The sequence below is a fragment of the Paenibacillus sp. FSL M7-0420 genome, from assembly GCF_038002345.1.
In the GTDB taxonomy this organism is placed as follows: Bacteria; Bacillota; Bacilli; order Paenibacillales; family Paenibacillaceae; genus Paenibacillus_AQ.
Genome location: NZ_JBBOCJ010000001.1, coordinates 7,459,880 through 7,483,529, shown reverse-complemented (window position 1 = coordinate 7,483,529; position 23,650 = coordinate 7,459,880). Strand labels below are relative to the sequence as shown.

Genomic DNA, 23,650 nt, shown 5'->3' with positions numbered 1-23,650 from the left:
AAGCTAAAATTGTTGTCCATACAATAAATTATACAGAATGGAACCCAAGAATTTTTGAGCGATGGCTTCACCCTGTATAATCCTTTAGGATAATTTAGCGACGTTCTCCGTAAAAGGCAAAGAAAAAAACAATTAACTGACCCAGCGCGAAGCCGATTACGAGGGGACCTTGGGTAACAGCAAAACCGCCATTTACACAAAAAAGCGAAACGACAGCGTCTTTTGCTGTCGTTTCGCTACGTCATATGGAGCCGAGGGGAGTCGAACTGCTGTCTTTCAATTTTAACTAGCCCCATAACGACTTAATCAATCCCACAAAGCCTTATCAGGTAAGGCTTCACTGAGATTTACTTATTAATCTGTGTATTTCTAATTATAATTACTTAGCTTGATTTATAGCTTACGTCTACATCGGGTCTACAATAATCGGACAGGAGTTGCAAGGCAATACTACTATATATTAATTGGTGTTATAGCATCTCCACCTGAAAGCACTCCAATTTTTATAGAAAAATACATGTTATGCTATAACGTTACCATTCAGGGAACCTAACAGTTTATCACTAATTTCATTTTTAGCTTTCTCAAGGTTGTCAGTATAATATCTATCATAACTAATTTCCTTGCTTTCAAAAGCTCTATCTAAATATTCCCGAATCAATTTTTTTCCAATATCGCTATATTTATCACCGTATTTCTCACGCTTTTGATGAACTTGATCCCATAAAGAATCATGATTTAAAATACGCTTCTTCAATTCTATTTCGAACTGCATTTTAAGTTCATTCATTAAGTTTACTTTTGCTCTACCAATTAAATCAATTTTAAGAGATTCCAGAAAAATTACAAGTTCTTCATCCGACACTAATTCTTTCATGTCTGATTCTAAAACTTGTGTTGATTTCTTTAAGATAAGTGTTATTTCTCTGGATAGATCTTCAATAATTTCATTCCTTATTACTGCAGTATCTCCTACTATATCGCCATCTCTTGAAATTACAAAACCTGAGCTGTATGTGTAAGCTCTCCAAGTCATCCCCGAAAAGAGAGAGGAATTGTTAATAAAACTTGATGTATATTTCTCAATATAAACTTCTATAGATTTTTCAGTTTCACTTATAATACTATTTTTTAAAAGTCTCTAATTCATTTTCAAGCCTTGTACTGGGTCTGTCCTTTCCTGTTTTAGATTTAATAATTGAGACTGCTAATTCGCAAGCATCTCTAATTTCATTGTCCAAAATACTATGGATAACTTTTATTTTATCGGATATAACCCCTTGAATTTGTCGAGAGTGTTCCTCTTCAAGTTCACCCTCCTGATAATACTTTTTGGCCTCAAACAAAACAAGATTCACCAATTTAATTTTTGTTTCTTGAAAGCTATCAACTTTTTCAACTAAGTTTGTGTAGATCTCGAGAGATTTTATATCCCTTTCCAGATTACTATCCTTAAGCTTGCTGACAAAATCAAGGACAGATCCCTCAAATGATTCTACCTTCTCCGCTATCACAATCCTTCTTAGTCCTTCCTTCTCACTTTCATTTTCATACTCGTCACTTATCTTAGAATCTACCATATCAGGTTTCGTGCTGATCAAAATCATATGTCGCGAAGTGCTTGAAATATCCGAATCTGTAGAAGTTAGAAGTTCTTTATAGTATTCTTTAATACTATTATCCATATCCGCAAATTCCGTAATAAAAACTACATAGCTGTTTTTATTATTAATATATTCTTTTAAGTCATCCCTATTCATAATTGAATTACTTCCATTATTATCTTCGCTGAGATCTGCCCCAATAATTCCTCGAGTGTCAACTATTTTATTTGCCCATTCTGGAAGTTGCCTAACCTTCTTGGATATATGAATAACTATTTTTAACGGTATGAATACATCTTCAACCTTTCCATGCCTTATGTTATCTAACGTTTCTTTAACCCATTTGAATGTAGAATTAATATCTCCACATTCATCCTCAGGGGATAAACAAACTAATTCATTAGTATATTCTATCTTCGTATTTTCAAAAATATAATCAACAGCTTGAACAGGATTCTCAATACTTTCAATCTGACTTATCGTTTCTTTCCCTATCTTCCTTTTAATTATAGCTTGAATTTCTTCAGGCAATGATTCTACACTATCCTTATCAATTTTTTTTTGAATAAACACTTTAAGATATTTTTGAAGCATTTGATTATCTATATTAGTTACTTCAATGTAAGTTGCTCCCTCAAAATTATCAATCTCAACAGTACAAGGCGTAGTTGTACCTCCGGTATCGGCAGGTAGCATCTGTAGTTTCTTATTACCCTCGTAATAATAAAAATTAAATATACTGCACAAGTTTGTGCTTTTCCCGACTCTCGTCTTTCCAATAAAGACTAAGTCATGTTTTGTTTCCATGTTAAGTCCGTGTTTATTTTGAATACTATTCTTTAGTAGCTTTAAATTTAATTTAGCAAACGGAGATACTGCTTCTTGAGAGGAGTATTCTTCGATTTTCATTAAAACATCTTCGGTATTTAAGATTGCCTTTTCACTTAGTATGCTCAAGTTAATTTCCCCTTTAGTTACTATTTCATGATTCGAACAATACAATTAACTTAGATTCAGTTATTACAATATTCGCCAGAAAACTCCTTTTCACCTGCTGGTAGTTTATCTCTTTCTACATTATTAGCGCATCTTTACTTATCTGTTAATTTTGCTGGTTTATCTACCTATCTAGCCAAGTCTCTTATTAGTATATAAAGTAATGATCAGTGCGTTTCATATCTTAAAAGATGCCTAAGCACGAGCCATTAATCCTTGTTCCTTTAAACTCACATATCTTTGTCCGGCAATAATCAGATGATCCAATACATCGATACCAATAATTTCTCCGGCTTCAATAAGACGATGGGTAATAATCAGATCTTCATTCGAAGGAGTAGGATCGCCACTCGGATGTGAATGAGAACAAATGATTGAGGCACAGGAGCTTTGATTTCAACTTTGACACTTCGCGGATGGACGATAGAAGCGTTAAGAGAGCCTATAGAGATCGTTTCCTTGTGTATTACACGATTCTTTGTATTGAGATACAGGCATATAAAATGTTTTTTGGTGTTATATCGATGCTCCGGCTCAAGTAAATGATATGCATCCTCAGGTTTGCGAATAGCCGGAAAATCTATATCCGGCACGATAAGTGTCCTTGCCAACTTTAGTATTGTTTCAATCTGTCGGGCCTTGTGTGGCCCTATACCACTAATTGAGATTAGCTCCTGCTCAGTAACCTCTATAAGGTCTGTGATGGAAGGGAAACGAATTCATTAATTCTTCAATTAAATAACTTCCTTGTTTTTCACGCAAAGAATTAGTTAGTAGTGACTTCAGCTCAATATTTCGTTGTGTTAGCATTAATGAAACCTCCGTTATCTTAGTTTTAGATCATCGATTGCATCCCACTAATCTTGCTCTAGTCCGCTTATTGCAAGAGAAAAATGAAGGCCATACACGTAAATGTGTATGGCCTTCATTTAGGACTACCTATCGACTAGGTATCATTATTATAATATATATCTATTTCTTTCAAGATTACTCTTAGAATATCAGTGTTACTTTAAAGCAAAGAATCGTTTAGCATTGGAGATGGAATTGTAATACCTGAACTAAATAATACCAGTGCAATTGAATATTGTAGTATCTGGACCTTTATTTTTGCATCCTCAAGTTCATTTATAGATATCTCATTTCGAAAATTCGAACCATGCGCAATAGAGTGCCTTTTCCTTAACAATTCGTCTATAAATAATATCCATAAAGAATTTTCCCTTGCTAATCTTCCATCTTTAATCGAAATCGCATAATTTTCTAAATTTATGTTATATGGAAATTTTTCAACTGCTTGTATTGTATATTCTCTTAACTCTTCTAGAAATATCAATGTCTCTGAGCTATTATTTTCAAATACAATATCTAGTGAAGACATATGTAACAGTTTAAAGAAATCCTTTACTCCAAAGTTATTAAGAATAGTTTCAATTACTGTAGGAGAAGGATTTTTGTTGCGATCATATAAAAATGGTTCTACCGTAAGTCGAGCATTTAACTCCCCAAATTTTTCTAGTAATCTACCTTGTATTCTATTATCAATACCTCCGCTATCATTTACAGTTGATAAAAATAATGTGCAATAAGTTTTTTGAATACGTTTTGGCAATTCTATAAACTCACAATGGTGGTTTAAGTCCTTAATAAAGGTGGAAGCAGCTTCTTTCATGAATCCTTCCAGATGAGCCACCAATAGGACTACAGCAGATCTACAAAGTACATTTTTCACCTCATCGTTACTTTGTATTTTTATTTGCTCTATAAGTATCTCTATCTCAGTCCATCGCTCCTCTAACTCTTCAATAAAAAGAGAAGCAAAAGTGCTGAATTCCGTAATATCAGTGTTGAAAGGATTGTGTGAAGAACTCATTTGAGCAGCTCCTTGACAGTATCAATTCGTGTAGAAACCTTTTCTCTATCATTTACACTTCCTGATACTGTATCAAAAAATTTCTCTTTTTTGAATAACTCTTGAAAACTAACCTTATTTAGTTTTGAAAAGACAGGAGAATCTAAGTCAAGACTATCTACGATAGCTATTGCTAATGCATCAAATACTGCAGCATTAAATTTAGACATCTTGATAAATTCTTCATTTTCGAATCTATACTTTGCAAATGCCTGATCCCCAAAGTTTTCTCTTATTACTTTCATTGTTTTTAGAAATTTATCTCTAAGTCCTTGTATTTCATCTTCTGATAACTTATTAAATTCCTCCATCGATTCAGAAAGAAACAATTTAAATCCCTTTTTTAAATTTTTATAGTTGTTATTCTGTAAAGCGAAAAAACGAAGAACCAGTTCTACATCTTCCATTTTTTGAACCTTCTTACTTTCATCTGGATTATCCATGTTGATTTGGTTCAAAACTCTGAAATCTTCATGCTTAGCAAGATCCTTTATTAGCTTATTAAACGGCCCTCTATAAATCGCATTTCTTAATTCTTGTGCTTCAAGCTTAACAGACCCGGAGTTCAATCTCTCGAATATATCGTATTTCACTTGTGGGTCGAGAGTTGAATCGATTCTTAAACACTTAATTGTTCTCTCCTCTAATCTTCTTATTAGAAACGGTGGTAAATCCTTATACCTTGACCCGTTTAGTGGTTTTAATACTTCCATCCCTTCTAAAACTAACTCGTTTGTCATGAAGTTAAAAATAGCTGTTAACCGTTGTTGACCATCAATTACTGAGTATCTAGCCAGGTCATCTGCCTCATCATCAACATCCACATCTTGAGATAAATATACCAATGGGACTGGAATATTTAGAATTAAGCTTTCAATTAACTTTGAAGATGTTTCTGCATTCCATCTATGATTCCTTTGGTACTCTGGGTCAAGCTTAATTGTCTTCCTATTAACTTTTTTCACCAAAGTCTCTAAATCATATTCAATGCTTTGCGTTTTAACAGTCCGCTCTTTAGCCAGTTGTTGCAATTCAACTAAGTTTTTTTTCAGTGTGTTCACAGAAGTAGTCCTCCTTATAAATTGTCTTATTTAGCTTTGGTTATTGCTTGTATTCTTAAACATCAAAGAAGTTTAATCTATACAGATTATACCACTATGATCAATAATCCTTAGGATAAATATGGATTAAAAATGAGTATTTCTTTACTAGCAACAGTAATTACTCCACACACGTGGAGTAATTTTAACAGAACGAATGATCTTATTTAAGATGTAGACAGCATGTCTACAATTAAGGGAACAAATAGCTCCTCAATATTCCCATGTCTACATTGGTCTACAACTCAACCTAAAGACAGCAAAAAACCCGCGATTTCAGCGGGTTTTTTGGATGGAGCCGAGGGGAGTCGAACCCCTGTCCGAAGATAACGGCACATAAGCTTCTACGAGTGTAGTTACAGTTTTGATGTCACCCTAGAAGCCCCCCGTAACCGGGTCCCCTTCGGGTCAGCCTGATTATCTTCTTCAGCTCACCCCAGGCGGAGATGAGACAGCGTATTCCACTATTTGTTAGCCCCTAGCCCTGTCACATGGACGATGCAGAGTAGAAGCACGCACACAGTTTCTTAGGCTGCGAAAGCGTAGTTGTTTTGTTGTTTGCCGTTTAATAGGCTTTAGCGTTGATGAAGCGGACGCGTCCCCACTACTCGCTACTCATGCTCGAACTATCCCCGTCGAATCCAAGAACGGCCCCTCATTAGAAAGGGCGCTTCGGATTAACGGATCAATGACAAGCACAAATGCTGATCCGGTACACAGCGATCTGACTTAAGATGGCTGTTCAGAAGCAAAAAATCTACTTACCCAGTATAGCACATTTATCAACACTTTAACACGCAGGTTAAAGGAATTGAAGGTTGAATCTGGAACTACCTGTCGCCGGGTGCAGAAGTCAGTCTATCTGGCTACCTTCTGTTTGTCGCGCAGCACACGCTGGATATCACGCTGGGCGTCACGCTTCGCGGCGGAATCCCGTTTGTCGTATTCCTTCTTCCCCTTACCCAGACCAATCAGCAGCTTGGCGTAGCCATTACGCACATAAATCTTAAGCGGCACAATGGTGAAGCCATCCCGTTTGGAAGAGCCCAGCAGCTTGTGTATCTGCTCCTTATGCATCAGCAGCTTACGCGTGCGCGTAGGGTCGGTAGGATTGGCACGGTTTCCCTGTTCAAAAGGACTGATATGCATGTTGTGGATATGAATCTCGCCATTACGGATCGTTGCGAACGCATCCCCAATGTTAGCGCGGCCATTACGCAGCGATTTGATCTCTGTTCCTGTAAGAACCAAACCCGCTTCGTAGGTGTCCTCAATAAAATAGTCATGGGAAGCTTTTTTGTTCTGGGCGAGCACTTTCCCGTCTGCTTTTTTACCCATGAGCGTCACTCCTTGAATCGAATTCCCGGCAATCCTTCACGGACACCAGGTCTATATTGTATCAAAAGCGGAGCTGTCAGCGCAAGGAAGGATCGCCCTATACTCTGGTCTTATGATGCCAATTCCTCATTAAAAGGGCACTGTCCCCCTAAAGGAACAGTGCCTCATATCATTCAGCCTACGCCTTAGGTTTCTTCTTACGCTTACGACGCCCGCTCTTCTCGCCAGTGTCAGCACCGGCCTGGCCTGCAGAATCCCCGTTGCCTGGCGTCACGGAGGGGCTAATGAACACGCCGCCCTTCTTCTTGCGGCGGCCCTTGCCCTCCGGCGCTGCGCCGCGCCCTTCGGCTCCCAGGTCCTCGCGGCTGCGGAACCGTGTGCCCGCGTCTACGCCGCGCAGCTCATCGCCCGCCTGCTCAGACCCGCCACCGCCCGGCGCGCCGTAGCCGCCCTTGCCCGAGCCGAAGCCGAAGGCGATGCCGCGTCCCCCGGCACCGCCACCGGCCTCCGCGCCGCGGCCTCTGCCGCCCTCGCGCGGAGCGCCAGACCCGCCGGCTTCGCCCCGGCGGTCCGCCTTGCCGCCGCCCGCTGCGCCTGCGGCGGCAAGACCGCGCCGCGCTGCCGCTTCCGGCCCGCGCCCGCGCTTGCGGCCGCTGCCTGCTGCGCCGGCGATGTCCCACGCCGCCGCTCCGCCCTCGCGCGGCCCGTTCCCGGCGCCAGACTCAGCGCCGCCGAAGCCACCAGCCGCTTCCCCGCCGCCCGCGGCAGAAGCGTTCTTGCTCTTACCAGCGGCACCTGCGCCGCCGTTCTTCCCCTTACCGCCAGCCCCGAAGATGGCGCCGTTCTTGCCCTTGGCAACACCACTCTTGCCTCCGGCAGCAGCGCTGCCGGGCTTGCCCTTCCCACCGCGTCCTTTGCCGCCTCCGGCCTTACCGGCGAACGGCTTGCTGAAGCCTCCTGCGCCCGGACGGCCGCCTTTGCCGCCGCGTCCGCCGTAGCTCCGGTGGTCTCCGGCTGCGCGCGGCTTCATATCGACCAGCTCGAAGTCGATGGTGTGGTCGTCCATGTTGACCTTGGCTACGCGGATCTTCACTTCATCGCCGATGCGGAAGACCTTGGAGGTACGCTCGCCGATCAGCGCCATATGAGCTTCATCGAAGTGGTAGTAATCATCCGTCAGCGCACTAAGGCGAATAAGACCCTCGACCGTATTATCCAGCTCGATGAACATCCCGAAGCTGGTCACGCTGCTGATCATGGCGTCGAATTCCTCGCCAACCTTGTCCTGCATGAACTCTGCTTTCTTCAGTTGCTCGGTATCGCGCTCGGCTTCAACAGCCACACGCTCACGCTCCGAGGACTGCTGGGCAATATCCGGCATCCGGGAGGCCAGATATTCGTGGCGCTTCTCGGTCAGCGCTCCGCCATTCTCAAGCACCTCGCGCATGACGCGGTGAATCACCAGATCGGGATAACGGCGGATCGGTGAGGTGAAGTGGGAATAGAACTCTGCGGCCAGCCCGAAGTGCCCGGTGCTCTCGGCATCGTACTTCGCCTGCTTCATGGAGCGCAGCATCATCGTACTGATGACGGTCTGCTCCTTCGTTCCCTGAATCTGCTCCAGCAGATCCTGGAGCGCGCGCGGGTGAACCGAATTCCCCCGGCCCTTCACGTGGTAGCCGAAGTTAGCCGCAAAAGCCATGAAGTTCTGCAGCTTCTCCGGGTCCGGGTCCTCATGAATCCGGTACAGGAACGGAACCTTCAGCCAGTGGAAGTGCTCCGCCACCGTCTCATTGGCGACCAGCATGAACTCTTCAATAATCTGCTCCGCCACAGAGCGTTCACGTTTTACAATATCGATAGCCTTACCGGCCTCATCTACAATAATCTTGCTCTCTTCAAAATCGAAATCCACCGCACCGCGCCGCATCCGTGCACCGCGCAGCTTCATCGCCAGCTCCTTCATCAGCCGGAAATCCCCGATCAGCGGAGCATACCGCTCCAGCAGCTCAGGATCTTCATCCTCGACAATCTTCCGTACATCAGAGTAGGTCATTCTCTCCTTCGTACGGATGACACTGGTGAAGACATCGTGGTTCACGACCTTCATCTGCTCGTCGAATTCCATTTCACAGGACATCGTCAGACGGTCAACCTGCGGGTTCAAGCTGCAGATCCCGTTCGACAGCCGGTGCGGAAGCATTGGAATGACACGGTCCACCAGGTATACACTGCATCCGCGGTCATAGGCTTCCTTGTCCAGCTCAGAGCCTTCACGCACATAATAGCCTACGTCAGCAATATGAACGCCCAGCTTATAATGGCCATTCTCCAGACGCTCTACGTTGACCGCATCATCCAGATCCTTGGCATCTGCGCCGTCAATGGTTACGATATTGAGCCCGCGCAGATCACGCCGCCCCTGCTCGATAATCTCTTCATCCGTGATGGAATCCGGCGCCTGCTCCGCTTCCGTCATCACCTCAGCCGGAAAAGCCTCCGGAAGCTGATGCTTACGGATGACCGACAGAATATCCACGCCCGGATCATCCTTATGGCCAAGGATCTCAATGATCTCACCCTCAGCCGCAGCACGGCCCTCCGGATAGTTCACAATGCGGACAACCACCTTTTCCCCGTCAACCGCACCCTTGAAAGACTCCCTGGGAATGAAAATATCCCGGTTAATCCGCTTATCATCAGGCAGCACGAAGCCATAGGTCTCCAGGCTCTGGAAGACCCCCACCGTCTGCGACACGCCTCTGATCAGAATCCGTTCCACTTCGCCTTCCATTCGCCCGCCGGACGGGCTCTTCGAGGTAATACGGATCAAGACGATATCGCCGTTCATAGCACCCTTCAGATCGTTCGCGTGGATATACACATCCGGGTGCTCCCGGTTATCGGGAATCAGAAAAGCAAAGCCCTTGGCATGAACCTGCAGCCGTCCGCGCAGCAGATCCATCCGCTCAGGCACACCATAACGGCTACCCCGGGTCAATATGATCCGGCCGTCCTTTTCCAGGTCAATCAGCAAGACCTCAAAGGCCTTGAATTCAGCACTATCCTCAATTGCGAAATGGCTCACCAGTTCTTCATAAGTTAGTGGTTTATAAGCGGTCTCCCGCATGAAATCAAGTAAAATTTCCTGTGTTATCATGTTCGTCACCTTCTCTTCTCCGCTCCGCAGCATTCCTATGCCGCTGGCATATATGTATGCCTTGTCCTATTGAACAGCTAATCATTTCAAGTAAAATTTACCTTTCTATACTTCATACCCTAGTATACACGAATTTAATCCCGGGCATCCCTGTTATGATGTTCACAATATTAAATCTGCATACAAAAAAACCTCCGCCTATTCCATTTCAGAACAGAGCGAAGGTTTACTGTAGGCATACTATTCAACAACAATGGCAACAACAATTGACATGATGAAGAATCCGGCCGCCAGGCCAACTGTTACACGCTGTAGCACAAGCTCCATACCGCGTGCTTTTGTTTTACCGAAGAGATGCTCAGCACCGCCGGAGATGGCACCGGAAAGACCTGCACTTTTCCCTTTTTGCAGAAGAACGACCGCAATCAGACCTACGGCAAAAATCAGAAGCACCACTTTCAAAAAGATATCCATTCACTTCCACCTCCTACGTCCAAGCATCACTATCTATGCTAAATTAGAATTTCCGTTTCATAAACAGCATTCTTATTTTATCATAGCCACAGAATGAAAACAACCATCCACACCGCGATCGACCCCGATCTTCCTATTAAAATCGCATATTTATCTCCTACAGGCGGCCAGGAGACACAATAAGAGCAAAAAAAGACCTGCCAAAGTGCGGCAGGTCTTCAATATAGGTTCAAAAGCAATTATCTTTTGAGGTTGTAGAAGGATTTCAGGCCGTTGTATTGAGCCAATTCGCCCAGCTCGTCTTCGATGCGAAGGAGTTGGTTGTATTTAGCCACACGGTCTGTACGGGAAGGAGCACCAGTCTTGATCTGGCCAGCGTTAGTCGCTACAGCGATGTCAGCGATGGTGCTGTCTTCAGACTCACCGGAACGGTGGGAGATAACAGCTGTGTAACCGGCACGTTTCGCCATTTCGATCGCATCGAAGGTTTCAGTCAGTGTACCAATCTGGTTAACCTTAACCAGGATGGAGTTACCGATACCCTTTTCGATACCTGTTGCCAGACGCTCAGTGTTTGTAACGAACAGGTCGTCACCCACCAATTGGACTTTGTCGCCCAATTTTTCAGTCAGCAATTTCCAGCCATCCCAGTCATCTTCGGACATACCGTCTTCGATTGTGATGATTGGGTACTTCTCAACCCATGAAGCCAGCAGGTCAACATACTCAGCGGAAGTGTAAGATTTACCTTCGCCGGCAAGTGTGTACTTACCATCTTTGTAGAACTCAGTGGAAGCAACGTCCATACCGAGGAATACGTCAACGCCTGGTTTGTAACCGGCTTTTTCGATGGCTTCAATGATTGTAGTGATCGCTTCTTCATTGGAACCCAGGTTCGGTGCGAAGCCGCCTTCGTCGCCAACAGCTGTGTTCAGGCCTTTGGATTGCAGTACGGATTTCAGGTTGTGGAAGATTTCTGCACCAGTACGCAGTGCTTCCTTGAAGCTTGGAGCGCCTACAGGAAGAACCATGAACTCTTGAACGTCGATGTTGTTGTCAGCATGCTCACCACCGTTGATGATGTTCATCATTGGTACTGGAAGAGTCTTGGCGTTGAATCCGCCCAGGTATACGTACAAAGGAATATCCAGAGCTGTTGCAGCTGCACGGGCTACGGCCATGGATACTGCCAGGATTGCGTTAGCGCCCAGCTTGCCTTTGTTAGGAGTTCCGTCCAAAGTGATCATCAGCTTGTCGATGCCCACTTGGTCAAGAGCGTCCATACCGATAACTTCTGGAGCGATAATTTCATTTACGTTCTCAACAGCCTTCAGAACGCCTTTACCCATGTAACGGGATTTGTCGCCGTCACGAAGCTCTACAGCTTCATGAGCGCCAGTGGAAGCGCCGGAAGGAACGATAGCGCGGCCTTTTGCGCCGGACTCCAGATATACGTCAACCTCTACAGTAGGGTTACCACGGGAGTCAAGGACTTCGCGTGCATACACATCAGAAATAATAGTCATGTAAGTTTAATCTCCTTTTATACAATGGTTTTGGGTTTACACAAACAGGTGTCTTGCTTATTTGCGGCTGGCAATCATGGATTGTCCGGTCATTTCCGCAGGCTGCGGAAGTCCCATCAGATCAAGGATCGTCGGTGCCACATCTGCGAGAATACCAGCTTCGCGCAGAACTACATCTTCAGTGGTAACGATGAACGGTACCGGGTTGGTGGTATGGGCTGTGAACGGACGTCCGTTCTCATCGAATACCATATCCGCATTTCCGTGGTCGGCAATGATAATCGCAACGCCGCCCTTGGCAACTACAGCATCCACAACCTTGCCTACGCATTCGTCCGTTACTTCAACTGCCTTGATTGTAGGCTCCAGCATGCCGGAGTGTCCTACCATATCAGGGTTGGCAAAGTTCAGGATAATGGCATCCTGTCTGTCCGCCTCGATCTCCGCTACGCAGGCCGCCGCCACTTCGTAAGCGCTCATCTCTGGCTTCATATCATAGGTTGCCACCTTCGGCGAGTTGATCAGGATACGGGTCTCGCCCGGAAGCTCCTCATCGCGTCCGCCGCTGAAGAAGAAGGTCACATGCGGATACTTCTCGGTCTCTGCAATACGCAGCTGCTTCTTGTTCTGCTGAACCAGCACCTCACCGAGCGTATTGTCCAGGTTCTTCGGGGAGTAAGCCACGAAGCCTTGAACTGTCTCACTGAAGGTAGTCAGGCATACGAAGTGCAGGCCTTGCGGGAACTTAGGACCACGGTCGAAGCCGCGGAAATCCGAGTTCGTGAACACTTGTGACAGCTGAATGGCACGGTCAGGACGGAAGTTAAGGAAAATGACCGAATCGCCGCTCTCCACTGTCGCTACCGGGTTGTTCTGGCTGTCCACAATTACACTTGGCTCCACGAATTCATCGAACACAGAATTCTGGTAGGATGCAGTGATGGCCTGAAGAGCATCGGTATATTTAGGGCCTTCGCCATATACCATTGCACGGTAAGCCTTCTCTACACGTTCCCAGCGCTTGTCACGGTCCATCGCGAAGTAGCGTCCGGATACCGTAGCAATCGTACCTACGCCAACCTCTTCAATCTTGGCGACCAGATCCTGAATGAACTTCTGTCCACTGTCGGGTGGTACGTCACGGCCATCCATGAAGGCATGAATATAGACTTCATGCAGATCTTCTTTTTTGGCCAGATCGAGCATGGCGAACAGATGATTGATGTGGCTGTGTACGCCGCCATCGGATACCAGTGCATAGAGGTGAAGCTTTTTGCCGGTTGACTTAGCGCTTCTTACGGCAGCCACCAGCGTCTCGTTATCGAAGAATTCTCCATCACGGATCGACTTGTCGATACGGGTCAGGTCTTGATATACAATCCGGCCGGCACCAATGTTAAGGTGCCCTACTTCAGAGTTACCCATTTGACCTTCCGGCAGACCTACAGCTTCGCCGCAAGCGGTAAGCGTAGTATTCGGATATTGCTTCAGGTAACGGTCGTAGTTCGGCTTGTTGGCTTGGGCAACAGCGTTGCCTTCATCCGTGTTCCGCAGTCCGAAGCCGTCCATGATAATCAGTGCTACAGGTCTTGGAGCTGACATTCTTACTTCGCCCCCTCAACGAGTGAAACGAAGGAAGCAGGCTGCAGGCTGGCACCGCCGACTAGAGCGCCGTCGATGTCGCTTTGACTCATGTACTCCGTTACATTCTCAGGCTTCACGCTGCCGCCGTATTGGATACGTACAGCTTCAGCTGTTGCTTCATCGTACAGGCCTTTAACAAGGGTACGGATATAAGCAATAACTTCGTTGGCATCCTGGGAAGTGGAGGATTTACCTGTACCGATCGCCCAGATGGGTTCGTAAGCGATAACTACGCTTGCTGCCTGCTCTGCGCTAAGACCGGCAAATGCCGCTTCAGTCTGCACCTTGCATACGTCCTTAGTCTGGTCAGCTTCGCGCTCTTCAAGCTTTTCGCCTACACAGACAATCGGAGTAATGCCGTGACGGAATGCCGCATGCATCTTCTTGTTGACGATTTCGTCCGTCTCACCGAAATAAGCACGGCGTTCGGAGTGGCCGATAATAACGTACTCTACACCAAGATCCTTCAGCATTACGCCGCTGATCTCACCTGTATAAGCGCCGTTATCTTCGAAGTGCAGGTTCTGTGCACCAATTTTGATGGTGGTGCCTTGTACCGCTGCAACCAGTGCAGGCAGGTTCGTGAATGGCGCGCAGATTACAGTCTCTACGCCTGCCACTTCCGCCTGGCCTTTGATTTCAGCGATGAAGCCTTCGGCTTCCGGAACGGTTTTGAACATTTTCCAGTTGCCTGCAATAATAGGTGTTCTACTCATAGTGATGTATTGCCTCCCTCTTCGGTATTACTTGTCGTTCAGTGCTTCTACACCTGGAAGAGCTTTACCTTCCATGAACTCGAGCGATGCGCCGCCGCCAGTGGAGATGTGGTCCATCTGGTCTGCGAGGTGGAATTTCTCAGCAGCCGCAGCGGAATCGCCGCCGCCAATAACAGTGTAGCCTTCGGTAGTAGCGCAAGCCTGAGCCACAGCCTTTGTACCTTCAGCGAAGATGTCGATTTCAAATACGCCCATCGGTCCATTCCATACAACCAGCTTGGAGTTTTTGATAATATCGGCATAGATTTCACGAGTCTTAGGACCGATGTCCAGACCTTCCCAGTCTGCAGGAATCTCTGTTGCATCTACAATCTTGGTGTTGGCATCTGCACCGAACTTGTCAGCGACTACAACGTCAACCGGAAGCACGAAGTTCTTGCCCAGCTTCTTGGCCTTCTCGATGAATCCAAGCGCTGCATCAATCTTGTCGTTGTCTACCAGGGATTTACCGATTTCGTAGCCTTGAGCCTTGGTGAACGTGTAAGAGAGGCCGCCGCCAATCAGTACATTGTCAGCCAGATTCAGCAGGTTGTCGATAACATCAATCTTGTCTTTAACCTTGGAACCGCCGATGATGGCCGTGAAAGGACGTTCCGGGTTAGAGAGCGCCTTGCCGAGAACGGACAATTCCTTCTCCATCAGAAGACCGGATACTGCCGGCAGGAAGTGAGCGATTCCTTCTGTCGAAGCATGGGCACGGTGAGCTGCGCCGAATGCGTCATTGACGAACAGGTCAGCCAGTTCAGCGAACTGCTTAGCCAGTTCAGGATCATTCTTCTCTTCACCTTTGTAGAAACGGACATTCTCAAGCACAAGCACATCGCCATCGTTCAGTTCAGCGATTTTCGCTTTCACCGCTTCACCAATGGCCTCATCAGCCTTGGCTACCGGTTTGCCGAGCAATTCAGACAGACGGACTGCAGCGGAAGTCAACCGCATGGAATCGACGAATTCGCCTTTAGGACGGCCCATATGGCTGGCCAGAATGACCTTTGCACCGTTCTCAATCAGGTATTTAATTGTTGGAAGGGTTTCGCGGATACGGGTATCATCAGTGATCTTGCCGTCTTCCACTGGCACATTGAAATCTACACGCACGAATACGCGTTTGCCTTTTACTTCTACATCACGGACACTTTTTTTGTTCATGATTAACATTTCCTCCACACCCAAAATTGGTTCCTTCACGAAGCCATTTCATCACGTAGCCATTGCATTTAGAAAGAGCGGAAACAGACTTTCCTTGTTTCCGCTCTATTGTACTGCTTATATGAAATCGGTCTTATTTAGCAAGCTTAGCGAATTTCTCCAAAGTACGAACCAGCTGTGCAGTGTAGGACATTTCGTTGTCATACCAAGCAACAGTTTTAACCAGCTGTTTGTCGCCAACAGTCAGTACTTTAGTCTGAGTTGCATCGAACAGGGAACCGAAAGTCATACCCTTGATGTCGGAAGATACGATTTCGTCTTCAGTGTAGCCGTAAGTTTCTGGGTCAGAAGCTTCCTTCATGGCTGCATTGATTTCTTCAACGGTTACGCTCTTATCCAGAACAGTAACCAGCTCAGTCAGGGAACCTGTAGCTACAGGCACACGTTGTGCTGCACCGTCAAGCTTGCCCTTCAGTTCTGGAATAACCAGGCCGATGGCTTTAGCAGCACCGGTAGTGTTAGGGATGATGTTCTCAGCAGCAGCGCGGGCGCGTCTGAAGTCGCCTTTTGCGTGTGGAGCATCAAGCGTATTCTGGTCACCTGTGTAAGCGTGGATTGTAGTCATCAGGCCTTCGATGATACCGAACTTGTCGTTCAGAACTTTGGCCATAGGAGCCAGGCAGTTCGTTGTGCAAGATGCACCGGAGATTACTGTTTCGGAACCGTCAAGGATGTCATCGTTAACGTTGTACACAACAGTTTTCATGTCGCCTGTAGCTGGAGCGGAAATAACTACTTTCTTAGCTCCGCCTTTCAGGTGCTTCTCAGCGGCTTCTTTAGTTGTGAAGAAACCAGTACATTCCAGAACGATATCAACGCCAAGCTCTCCCCAAGGAAGCTCTTCAGGGTTGCGGTTAGCCAAAACCTTAACATCTTTACCGTTCACTTTGAAGAAGCCGTCATGCACTTCAACATCGCCTTGGAATTTACCTTGAGTTGTATCATATTTAAGCAAATGAGCAAGCATCTTAGCGTCAGTCAAGTCATTGATTGCTACCACTTCGATACCTTCTACATTTTGAATACGGCGGAATGCAAGGCGTCCAATACGTCCAAAACCGTTAATACCAACTTTTACACTCATTGAATAGTTCCTCCTAGAGTTCGTTTTATTTATTCAAGACAGGCCGTGAGGCTCGTCAAGACAACAATGTTAAGTATAATGCATAAACCCTTTGCGCGCGTCCCATTTAATGGAATCTATAGGACCTTTTGTAGCTGTGTGTCGATTTCCTTGCCGATTTCGGCAGCCGCCGCCTCGTCGATGACGAGAATATCCTCTTGTCCGAACCGCAGCATCGCATGAATGGCCTTCGCCTTGCGTTTGCCTCCGGCAATACCGATAACGACTTCTGTACGGATAATGTCTTCCAGGCGCAGCCCCATGGTCAGCATAGTGTGAACCACTTCGCCGTCCTCATTGAAATAGTATCCGAAGGATTCGGCTACAGCACCCTCGCCTTGAATCTCTGAGATCGTCCCGGAGTCCAGCTTGCGGCGGTGGGTCATTTCAATGGCATCACCTATTCCATGTACAATAATACGCGATCTGCGGATAATTTGTACAATCTCTCCAATATTGGAGTCCTGTGCAAGCGACTGATAAGCGTCTCCGCTAAGCAGATCGGGCACATGCAGCAGACGGTAATTGGCGCCAATCCGTTTGGCCATGGTTGAAGCAATAGTGTTGGCCTGTATCTCCATGCTCTCTCCCAGTCCTCCGCGCGCCGGAACAACCCAGGCGTTCTTATAGGAAAGGGATAGCGGCGGGGTCAGCTGATCGGCCATTTCGGCCAGGGTTGATCCGCCTGTGACGGCAATCGTATCGTCACTTCGCAGTACACTGAGCAGTGCCTTGGAGCCTGCGCGCCCCAGTTCACGCTTGGTGAACGGCGATGTCTCACAATCGCCAGGAACCACAATTACTTTGGTGAGACCGTACGTAGTACGAATTTTCTCTTCCAGATCATCCAGGCCGAATAGGCTCTTGGCGACCGGCTCCAGCAGGTCAAGCAGTCTGCGACCGGCATCGCTAATGCGCATACCGACGCTCTCGATCTCAATGAGCCCCTGCGATTTCAGAAGATCCGTCTCGGCACGCAGCACCCGCTCGGTCATATCAAGCGATGCGGCTAGCGTCCTGCGCCCAATAATATCGGACAGCATGATCTGATGTAGAATCGTATACCGTCTCTTAAGGGTTTCCATGAGATCAGGCAGAAGCTGCTTTTGGATTTCCAATAGATTACGCATGCTTTCACTCCTGCAACTTCGTCTTTCTCTTATCCCTTGTTCGTGGTCTCAAAATGTCCCGGGTTAACTTTTTAAGTCCCACCCATATTCTACCCAAAACTGACGCCGAGTGCAAGTGTTCCGAGACTATAATTCTCAGCCCGCTTTCATCTTATACATGGGCTTGTCCGGCAGGCCGCAGGCAGGAGACGCATCTCCGGCTCTATTAATGGAGGCAGAGAAAACTATTTTTGCGCAGGATGCCTAATACGCATTGCTTTTATCCGAGAAGTATATTATAATAATTTCTGTTGCGCCCGTGGTCCAATGGATATGACGTAGGCCTCCGAAGCCTGAGATCCAAGTTCGATTCTTGGCGGGCGCGCCATTATTTTCAAGCTTGTACATAATTTAGTGACGATTATATTATATTTAACCAAAGAGCCGCTTGAGGGCTCTTTTTTTTGAAAGTAAGTTTGACTTTCTTTGACTTTTTGTTTGAATTTGTTTATCATGTGGTTAATACGGTAACAGTAAAAAATGAACACATTCGAAGCACCAATTTCAAGGAGGTTTTCCACGTGAGTTATATTCCTATGGTAGTAGAACAGAGCAACCGCGGTGAGCGCGCTTATGACATCTATTCCCGCCTGCTGAAGGACCGCATCATTTTCCTTGGAACGGAGGTTAATGACGTGGTTGCCAATTCCATCATCGCACAAATGCTCTTCCTGGCTGCCGAGGACCCGGATAAGGATATTCACCTGTATGTGAACAGCCCAGGCGGTTCCATCACAGCGGGTATGGCCATCTTCGATACAATGCAATACATTAAGCCGGATGTATCCACCATCTGTGTAGGTATGGCCGCTTCCATGGGGGCGTTCCTGCTGAACGCCGGCGCCAAGGGCAAGCGCTTCGCCCTGCCGAACAGCGAGATCATGATTCACCAGCCGCTAGGCGGTGCCCAGGGCCAGGCTTCGGATATCGAGATCCGTGCCCGCCGCATCATCAAGCTGCGTGAGAAGCTGAACCGCATCCTCTCCGAACGTACGGGCCAGCCGCTGGAGAAGATCGAGAAGGATACCGACCGCGACTACTTCATGAGCGCTGCAGACGCTGCCGAATATGGTATCGTGGACAAGGTAATTGAGAAGACTCTGCCGACAGGCGTATAAGTACTTAATTTCATGAATTTACTAAGAGGCTGTTACAGACCATCTGGTCCGTAGCAGCCTCTTTGATTGTTCCTGCACCGTTCCACACCCTACCTTAAGCCCCCGTAACCCAAAGCGTCCAGCTTGCCTGCAATTACGCGGTAGCCTCTGCTGTTCGGGTGAATATGGTCCAGGAACAGCAGCCCCCGCTCATTACCGGCAAACTCATGGTAGATCGAAGCAAACCCTACGTTACTGCTGCTGTAGCCTGATGCATAGCGGTTGAACTCGCGCACCCACTCTGTTGCTTCATCCACCTGGGGATATGGGTTATAGAGCCCTACCATCCGGAGGATGTAGGGGCTGCGGGAGCCCGCTTTGAGCTGTGTCAGGCTACCCATGATGTCGCTGTAGTTACGCTTGCAGTCCCTAAGCGCCTGCTTCAGCAAGCCCTGGAATTCACCGGGCCGGGGCCCGGCTGCCCGGGCTGCCTTAATCAAGTCATTGCCGCCAATGGACAGCGTAATGATCTGCGCATCCTTCACCGCCGCCCGGTAGACGTTCGAGCTCCTCAGCCGTTGCTTCAGCCCCCCGGTGGTCAGACCGTTGACGCCAAGATTCGCCGGCACCACCGGCGTGCCGAGTCTCCCTTCCGCCATCCGCCGGTAGACGGGGACGAAGCCGTTCCCGGGAAGCGCCCCGAAGCCGGTTGTGAGTGAATCCCCAATGGCCGTATACTGATAGACCATACTCTTTCCCTCCCCGTTATAAGCTGCTTGCCTTCTTTAATTTATGAAAGGCCGGGTGAAGTGGTAACGGCAGGGCCGCCCGATTAGTCCATTAAAACGCAAACAACCCTTGTGCTCGTCATAGAGCACAAGGGTCAGTATTAGGCTGTATTATTTCAGCGCTGCGAACGGACTGCTTCCGTCCGGCAGGAGTTCCTTGAAGCTGAAGTTGAATTCCGGGAAACCCTCGGCATATGCGGTGTATTCGTATAACTGGAAGAAGAGCACCGCTTTGCCATCTTTTAAATAGAAATACTTCTCTGTATCCAGACCGTTGAACCCGCCCAGATAACCCCCGTTAGCTTTGATCTCGGTGGCCAGCTTGGCATTGAGCTGTTTCTTGTAATTAGGATTGGCACCGAACAGGTCGCCCAGCAACAGACGTTTCCCGTCTTTGAGCGAGAAGGTGAACGCATTGCGGTAAGTCATCCCATGGGCACCGCCGGTATACCCGTATTGATTAGTGATTAGGCTGAGCACACCATCCTGGTTGTACGTGACCACATAACCGCCTTCGAATTCATACGGCCGGTCATCCTTCGACCGCTTGGAGATTTGATCTTCAGCATCCTTCGCATAGTTCAGAACGGTCTGCTTGATCAGATCATTGATCGCCTTCTCTGCCCCGGCGTTCGCCAGACCGCTGACCTGCGGATAATCCAGCTTGATTGGCGCATCCTTATAGTCCTTCGTATAGCTCGCTGTCTTGATTGTTACGGCATTCTGCGTCCTTTTCGTCAGATTCAGCTGTCCTGCAGCAGCGTTCCAGTCCCCTTTATAGCCCATGTAATCGTTAATCAGCTGGAACGGGACGTACAGCCGGTTGTTCAGTTGTTTGCCCTCATATTCACCAATATAATAGTTGTTCACTCGGATCATAATGCCGTAATCCATAATTGCCAGCTTCAATTGCGCAGTACCTGTTCCTATAGAATAAGTCTTCTCCGCTTTATCATAAGAGAGCGGCATCCCCAGCGCATCGCGCAGGAAGGTTACCGGCACCCATACCTTTCCTTCCTGGAGCAGGCCCGCCTGGGCTGCATTTTTACCGTTAACCTTCAGCACTACAGATGAGGATTTGACTTTGGCCGAAGCGGCTGCCGGAGCGGCCTCCGTAATGTCTGCCTGAAGGATTCCTGTTCCGCCCAGCAGAATTCCTGCTGCGAGCATTCCCGCACCCCATCTGCGGATGTATTTCTTAGAGTTCGAATTCATTGTTATTTCCCCTTCCACCTGGTGGTATGATTAGTCATGATGTGTGTTCTTCCGTATCACTGTTCCTATTATAGTAAAAGAACTAGCGGGGGATGTTACAATCCGCTTTACAGTTTCTTAAGGTTTGCCATGATTATCTAAAGATCCTGTTACCTTAATTTAAACAAACTGAGAGATTTCAAAAGCGCATATGTGCATATACATTCATTTATATGATTATAAAAAGCGCCTGCCCTGCTTATAACAGCAGAGCAAGCGCCTCTTGCGAAACGTTTATTTCAGTTCATACGTTACACTCAATTGGGTAGTGACCTTAACCTGCCCGGGTTCAACGGAGCTTCCGGCAGCGTTATCCATTGCGGATTTCTGCATCGCTTCTGCTTGAGCGAAGATTATCGGATGATTCCCGTCATCGCTCTGAACGACAGTGACTACCATGCCCAATCCGCGTTTCGCTGCTTTGGCAATGGCCGCAGCTTTGACATCTGCATTCTGCATAGCCTTCTCGATAGCCTGTGCTTCAAAGGCGGACGGATCTTCAATCGCAAACCGCACGTTACCGATGTTGTTCGCTCCGGCCGCAGAAGCAGCGTCCAGCAATTGTCCAACCTTTGTCAGATCGCGGTAAGAGACCTCCAGCGTGTGCTGGGCGTTATAGCCTTTTACCTTCTGGCCGTCCTTCTCGCTGTAAGTGTAGTTAGGCTGTACGTAGAACTGTGTGCTCTGAATGTCTTTGTCCGCAATACCCCAGGTGGTCTTGAACAAAGCGGTCAGCTTGGAGACCTTCGCGGCAGTGCCTTTCTGTGCTTCCTGCGCAGTTTCGGCAGTTGTCGTTACCCCGATGGAGAGATACGCAATATCCGGTTTGATCGATAGCTCGCCTTTGCCCACCACGTTCACAATATTCTTCTGTACTTCGTCGGCGTAAGCCTTTTCAGGACCCTTCAGCACTCCGCTCAACCCCATTCCTCCAATCATCAAGCTAGCTGCCAGCAGAACTGATCCAATCGATTTACCCCATTTTCTCATGCTTGCCATCCCCTTTCGATTCGTTTAAGTGTTATTACCCTCTAGACGGGACAGCATGGTAAAAGTTGCATGAGCAATGTACGATATTTATTTTTTATTTGTTCCCCGTCCCGGTCCAGAACAGGCGGATGACATTTCCGATATGAAAAAAAGCCCCTAAGGGCTTTTGGTTAGACCATGTAGCATTTATTGATTCTCAAGCTCTTCCTTGCTTACCAGACTGGTCAAAGCGGTTACAGCCTGTTCCGCGTCTGCACCGTCTGCGCTGATGTGGATCTCCGTACCGGAACTGATCGCGAGGCTCATAATGCCCATGATACTCTTGGCGTTCACTTTTTTATCGTCTTTTTCCACGAAAATCTCCGACGAAAACTTATTAGCTTCTTGCACAAACAATGCTGCCGGCCGAGCATGGAGCCCCGTCTTCAACCGAACAACTACCGGGTGCTTTGTCATGAAACGCTTACCCCCTATTTGAGATCTGCCCAAAAATTTCACATTAATTTTATAATATTATATCATTATAACGCATACCGCACTAGAAAAAAAATAATCAGCCGCCGCGGACCTTGTCCGCCAGCTCATCAATTTTGCGCAAACGGTGGTTCACACCCGATTTACTGACTGTCCCGCCCAGCATATCCCCGACTTCCTTGAGGTTAATATCCGGGTGTGCCAGTCTGATCTCGGCAACCTCCCGCAGCTTATCCGGCAAGCTTTCCAGACCCACCTCGCGCTGCAGCAGCTTGATGTTCTCAATCTGGCGTACCGCCGCACTGATCGTCTTGTTCAGATTGGCCGTTTCGCAGTTCACAATCCGGTTGACCGAGTTGCGCATATCGCGCATGATCCGCACATCCTCGAATTTGAACAGCGCCTGATGGGCGCCGATCAGACTGAGGAACTCAATGATCTTCTCGCCTTCCTTGATGTATAGGATGAAGCCTTTTTTGCGTTCTATGCAGCGGGCATTCAGGTGAAATTCACCAGCCAGCTCCACGAGCGCCTTGCAGTGCTCCTCATACATGGAAGCGATTTCCAAGTGGTACGAAGAGCCCTCCGGGTTATTGACCGAACCGCCAGCCATGAAGGCACCCCGCAGATAGGCACGCTTGCAGCAGTTCTTGCCGACAATCTCTTCATCAATCCCATCCGTGAAAATAAAGCCCTCAGAGACAATCCGCAGATCCTTCAGGATCTCCTGGACCTGGTTCGGGATTCTTACAATATAGACGTTATTCTTCTTCAAACGCATTTTTTTACGCACGAGCAGCTCGATATGGACCTGGTAATATTTCTTAAGCAAAGAATATACCCGCCTTGCAATCGCGGCGTTCTCCGTCGAAATGTCGAGAACCACCTTTTTGCTCGAAAGCTGCACCGAACCATTCATTCGGATCAGCGCTGACATTTCCGCTTTCTCGCAGCAGGGCTGGCTCTCGACCATCGTCAGCTCTTTTTTGGTAAGGGCCGCAAAAGACAAGGGGCTC

The 23,650-nt window shown here is 47.4% G+C and carries 19 protein-coding genes, 1 tRNA gene, 1 other RNA gene and 1 pseudogene; 2 read left to right on the top strand and 20 right to left on the bottom strand.

Annotated features, from left to right (window positions below):
- Positions 1–520 precede the first annotated feature (520 nt).
- From MKX51_RS32400 to MKX51_RS32330, 15 genes and pseudogenes are all read right to left on the bottom strand, one after another.
- Entirely contained in the window at positions 521–1,036 is a 516-nt protein-coding gene (locus tag MKX51_RS32400) for a hypothetical protein (protein ID WP_340995292.1), read from the bottom strand.
- Between the two features lie 88 nt (positions 1,037–1,124).
- Positions 1,125–2,561, bottom strand: coding sequence for a hypothetical protein (locus tag MKX51_RS32395; RefSeq protein ID WP_340995291.1), 1,437 nt, complete (start codon positions 2,559–2,561; stop codon positions 1,125–1,127).
- A 234-nt stretch (positions 2,562–2,795) separates the two neighbouring features.
- A pseudogene (gene radC, locus MKX51_RS32390) lies at positions 2,796–3,193 on the bottom strand (RadC family protein).
- 419 nt (positions 3,194–3,612) lie between these two features.
- Positions 3,613–4,473 (bottom strand): MAE_28990/MAE_18760 family HEPN-like nuclease, encoded by an 861-nt coding sequence (locus MKX51_RS32385; protein WP_340995289.1) that lies wholly within the window; start codon positions 4,471–4,473, stop codon positions 3,613–3,615.
- On the bottom strand, positions 4,470–5,573 hold the full coding sequence (locus MKX51_RS32380; RefSeq protein WP_054943355.1) for a DUF262 domain-containing protein: 1,104 nt from the start codon (positions 5,571–5,573) through the stop codon (positions 4,470–4,472). The genes MKX51_RS32385 and MKX51_RS32380 overlap by 4 nt, the downstream gene beginning before the upstream one ends.
- A gap of 329 nt (positions 5,574–5,902) precedes the next feature.
- Positions 5,903–6,267, bottom strand: a transfer-messenger RNA (tmRNA) gene (gene ssrA, locus MKX51_RS32375).
- A 203-nt stretch (positions 6,268–6,470) separates the two neighbouring features.
- Entirely contained in the window at positions 6,471–6,950 is a 480-nt protein-coding gene (gene smpB, locus MKX51_RS32370) for an SsrA-binding protein SmpB (protein ID WP_036690100.1), read from the bottom strand.
- Positions 6,951–7,128: 178 nt separating this feature from the next.
- Positions 7,129–10,110, bottom strand: a complete 2,982-nt coding sequence (gene rnr / locus MKX51_RS32365) for a ribonuclease R (protein ID WP_340995286.1) — start codon at positions 10,108–10,110, stop codon at positions 7,129–7,131.
- Between the two features lie 240 nt (positions 10,111–10,350).
- Complete coding sequence (secG, locus tag MKX51_RS32360; protein WP_036690096.1) at positions 10,351–10,584, bottom strand: preprotein translocase subunit SecG; 234 nt, start codon at positions 10,582–10,584, stop codon at positions 10,351–10,353.
- Positions 10,585–10,823: 239 nt separating this feature from the next.
- Complete coding sequence (gene eno, locus MKX51_RS32355) at positions 10,824–12,110, bottom strand: phosphopyruvate hydratase (protein WP_036726271.1); 1,287 nt, start codon at positions 12,108–12,110, stop codon at positions 10,824–10,826.
- Between the two features lie 57 nt (positions 12,111–12,167).
- Positions 12,168–13,712 (bottom strand): 2,3-bisphosphoglycerate-independent phosphoglycerate mutase, encoded by a 1,545-nt coding sequence (gene gpmI / locus MKX51_RS32350; protein ID WP_036726269.1) that lies wholly within the window; start codon positions 13,710–13,712, stop codon positions 12,168–12,170.
- 2 nt (positions 13,713–13,714) lie between these two features.
- The gene (gene tpiA / locus MKX51_RS32345) at positions 13,715–14,470 is read right to left on the bottom strand and encodes a triose-phosphate isomerase (RefSeq protein WP_036690091.1); all 756 of its coding nucleotides are present in this window, start codon (positions 14,468–14,470) and stop codon (positions 13,715–13,717) included.
- A gap of 27 nt (positions 14,471–14,497) precedes the next feature.
- On the bottom strand, positions 14,498–15,679 hold the full coding sequence (locus MKX51_RS32340) for a phosphoglycerate kinase (protein ID WP_036726266.1): 1,182 nt from the start codon (positions 15,677–15,679) through the stop codon (positions 14,498–14,500).
- Positions 15,680–15,812: 133 nt separating this feature from the next.
- On the bottom strand, positions 15,813–16,823 hold the full coding sequence (gene gap / locus MKX51_RS32335; protein ID WP_036690087.1) for a type I glyceraldehyde-3-phosphate dehydrogenase: 1,011 nt from the start codon (positions 16,821–16,823) through the stop codon (positions 15,813–15,815).
- Between the two features lie 116 nt (positions 16,824–16,939).
- Positions 16,940–17,992 (bottom strand): sugar-binding transcriptional regulator, encoded by a 1,053-nt coding sequence (locus MKX51_RS32330; RefSeq protein ID WP_340995285.1) that lies wholly within the window; start codon positions 17,990–17,992, stop codon positions 16,940–16,942.
- Positions 17,993–18,284: 292 nt separating this feature from the next.
- On the opposite strand from MKX51_RS32330, the gene MKX51_RS32325 reads away from it, so the two are divergent.
- Positions 18,285–18,359, top strand: a tRNA-Arg gene (locus MKX51_RS32325).
- A 193-nt stretch (positions 18,360–18,552) separates the two neighbouring features.
- The gene (gene clpP / locus MKX51_RS32320) at positions 18,553–19,149 is read left to right on the top strand and encodes an ATP-dependent Clp endopeptidase proteolytic subunit ClpP (RefSeq protein WP_036690083.1); all 597 of its coding nucleotides are present in this window, start codon (positions 18,553–18,555) and stop codon (positions 19,147–19,149) included.
- Between the two features lie 89 nt (positions 19,150–19,238).
- Here clpP and MKX51_RS32315 read toward each other — a convergent pair whose 3' ends face one another.
- From MKX51_RS32315 to whiA, 5 genes are all read right to left on the bottom strand, one after another.
- Positions 19,239–19,877 carry a GDSL-type esterase/lipase family protein gene (locus MKX51_RS32315; RefSeq protein ID WP_340945607.1) on the bottom strand — a complete coding sequence of 213 codons (639 nt, stop codon included), beginning with the start codon at positions 19,875–19,877 and terminating at the stop codon, positions 19,239–19,241.
- A gap of 150 nt (positions 19,878–20,027) precedes the next feature.
- Positions 20,028–21,131 (bottom strand): PdaC/SigV domain-containing protein, encoded by a 1,104-nt coding sequence (locus MKX51_RS32310; protein WP_340995283.1) that lies wholly within the window; start codon positions 21,129–21,131, stop codon positions 20,028–20,030.
- A gap of 273 nt (positions 21,132–21,404) precedes the next feature.
- Entirely contained in the window at positions 21,405–22,160 is a 756-nt protein-coding gene (locus tag MKX51_RS32305; RefSeq protein WP_340995281.1) for an SIMPL domain-containing protein, read from the bottom strand.
- Between the two features lie 186 nt (positions 22,161–22,346).
- Positions 22,347–22,616, bottom strand: coding sequence for an HPr family phosphocarrier protein (locus tag MKX51_RS32300; protein WP_036690075.1), 270 nt, complete (start codon positions 22,614–22,616; stop codon positions 22,347–22,349).
- Between the two features lie 97 nt (positions 22,617–22,713).
- Positions 22,714–23,643 carry a DNA-binding protein WhiA gene (gene whiA, locus MKX51_RS32295; protein WP_036726258.1) on the bottom strand — a complete coding sequence of 310 codons (930 nt, stop codon included), beginning with the start codon at positions 23,641–23,643 and terminating at the stop codon, positions 22,714–22,716.
- Between the last annotated feature and the right edge of the window lie 7 nt (positions 23,644–23,650).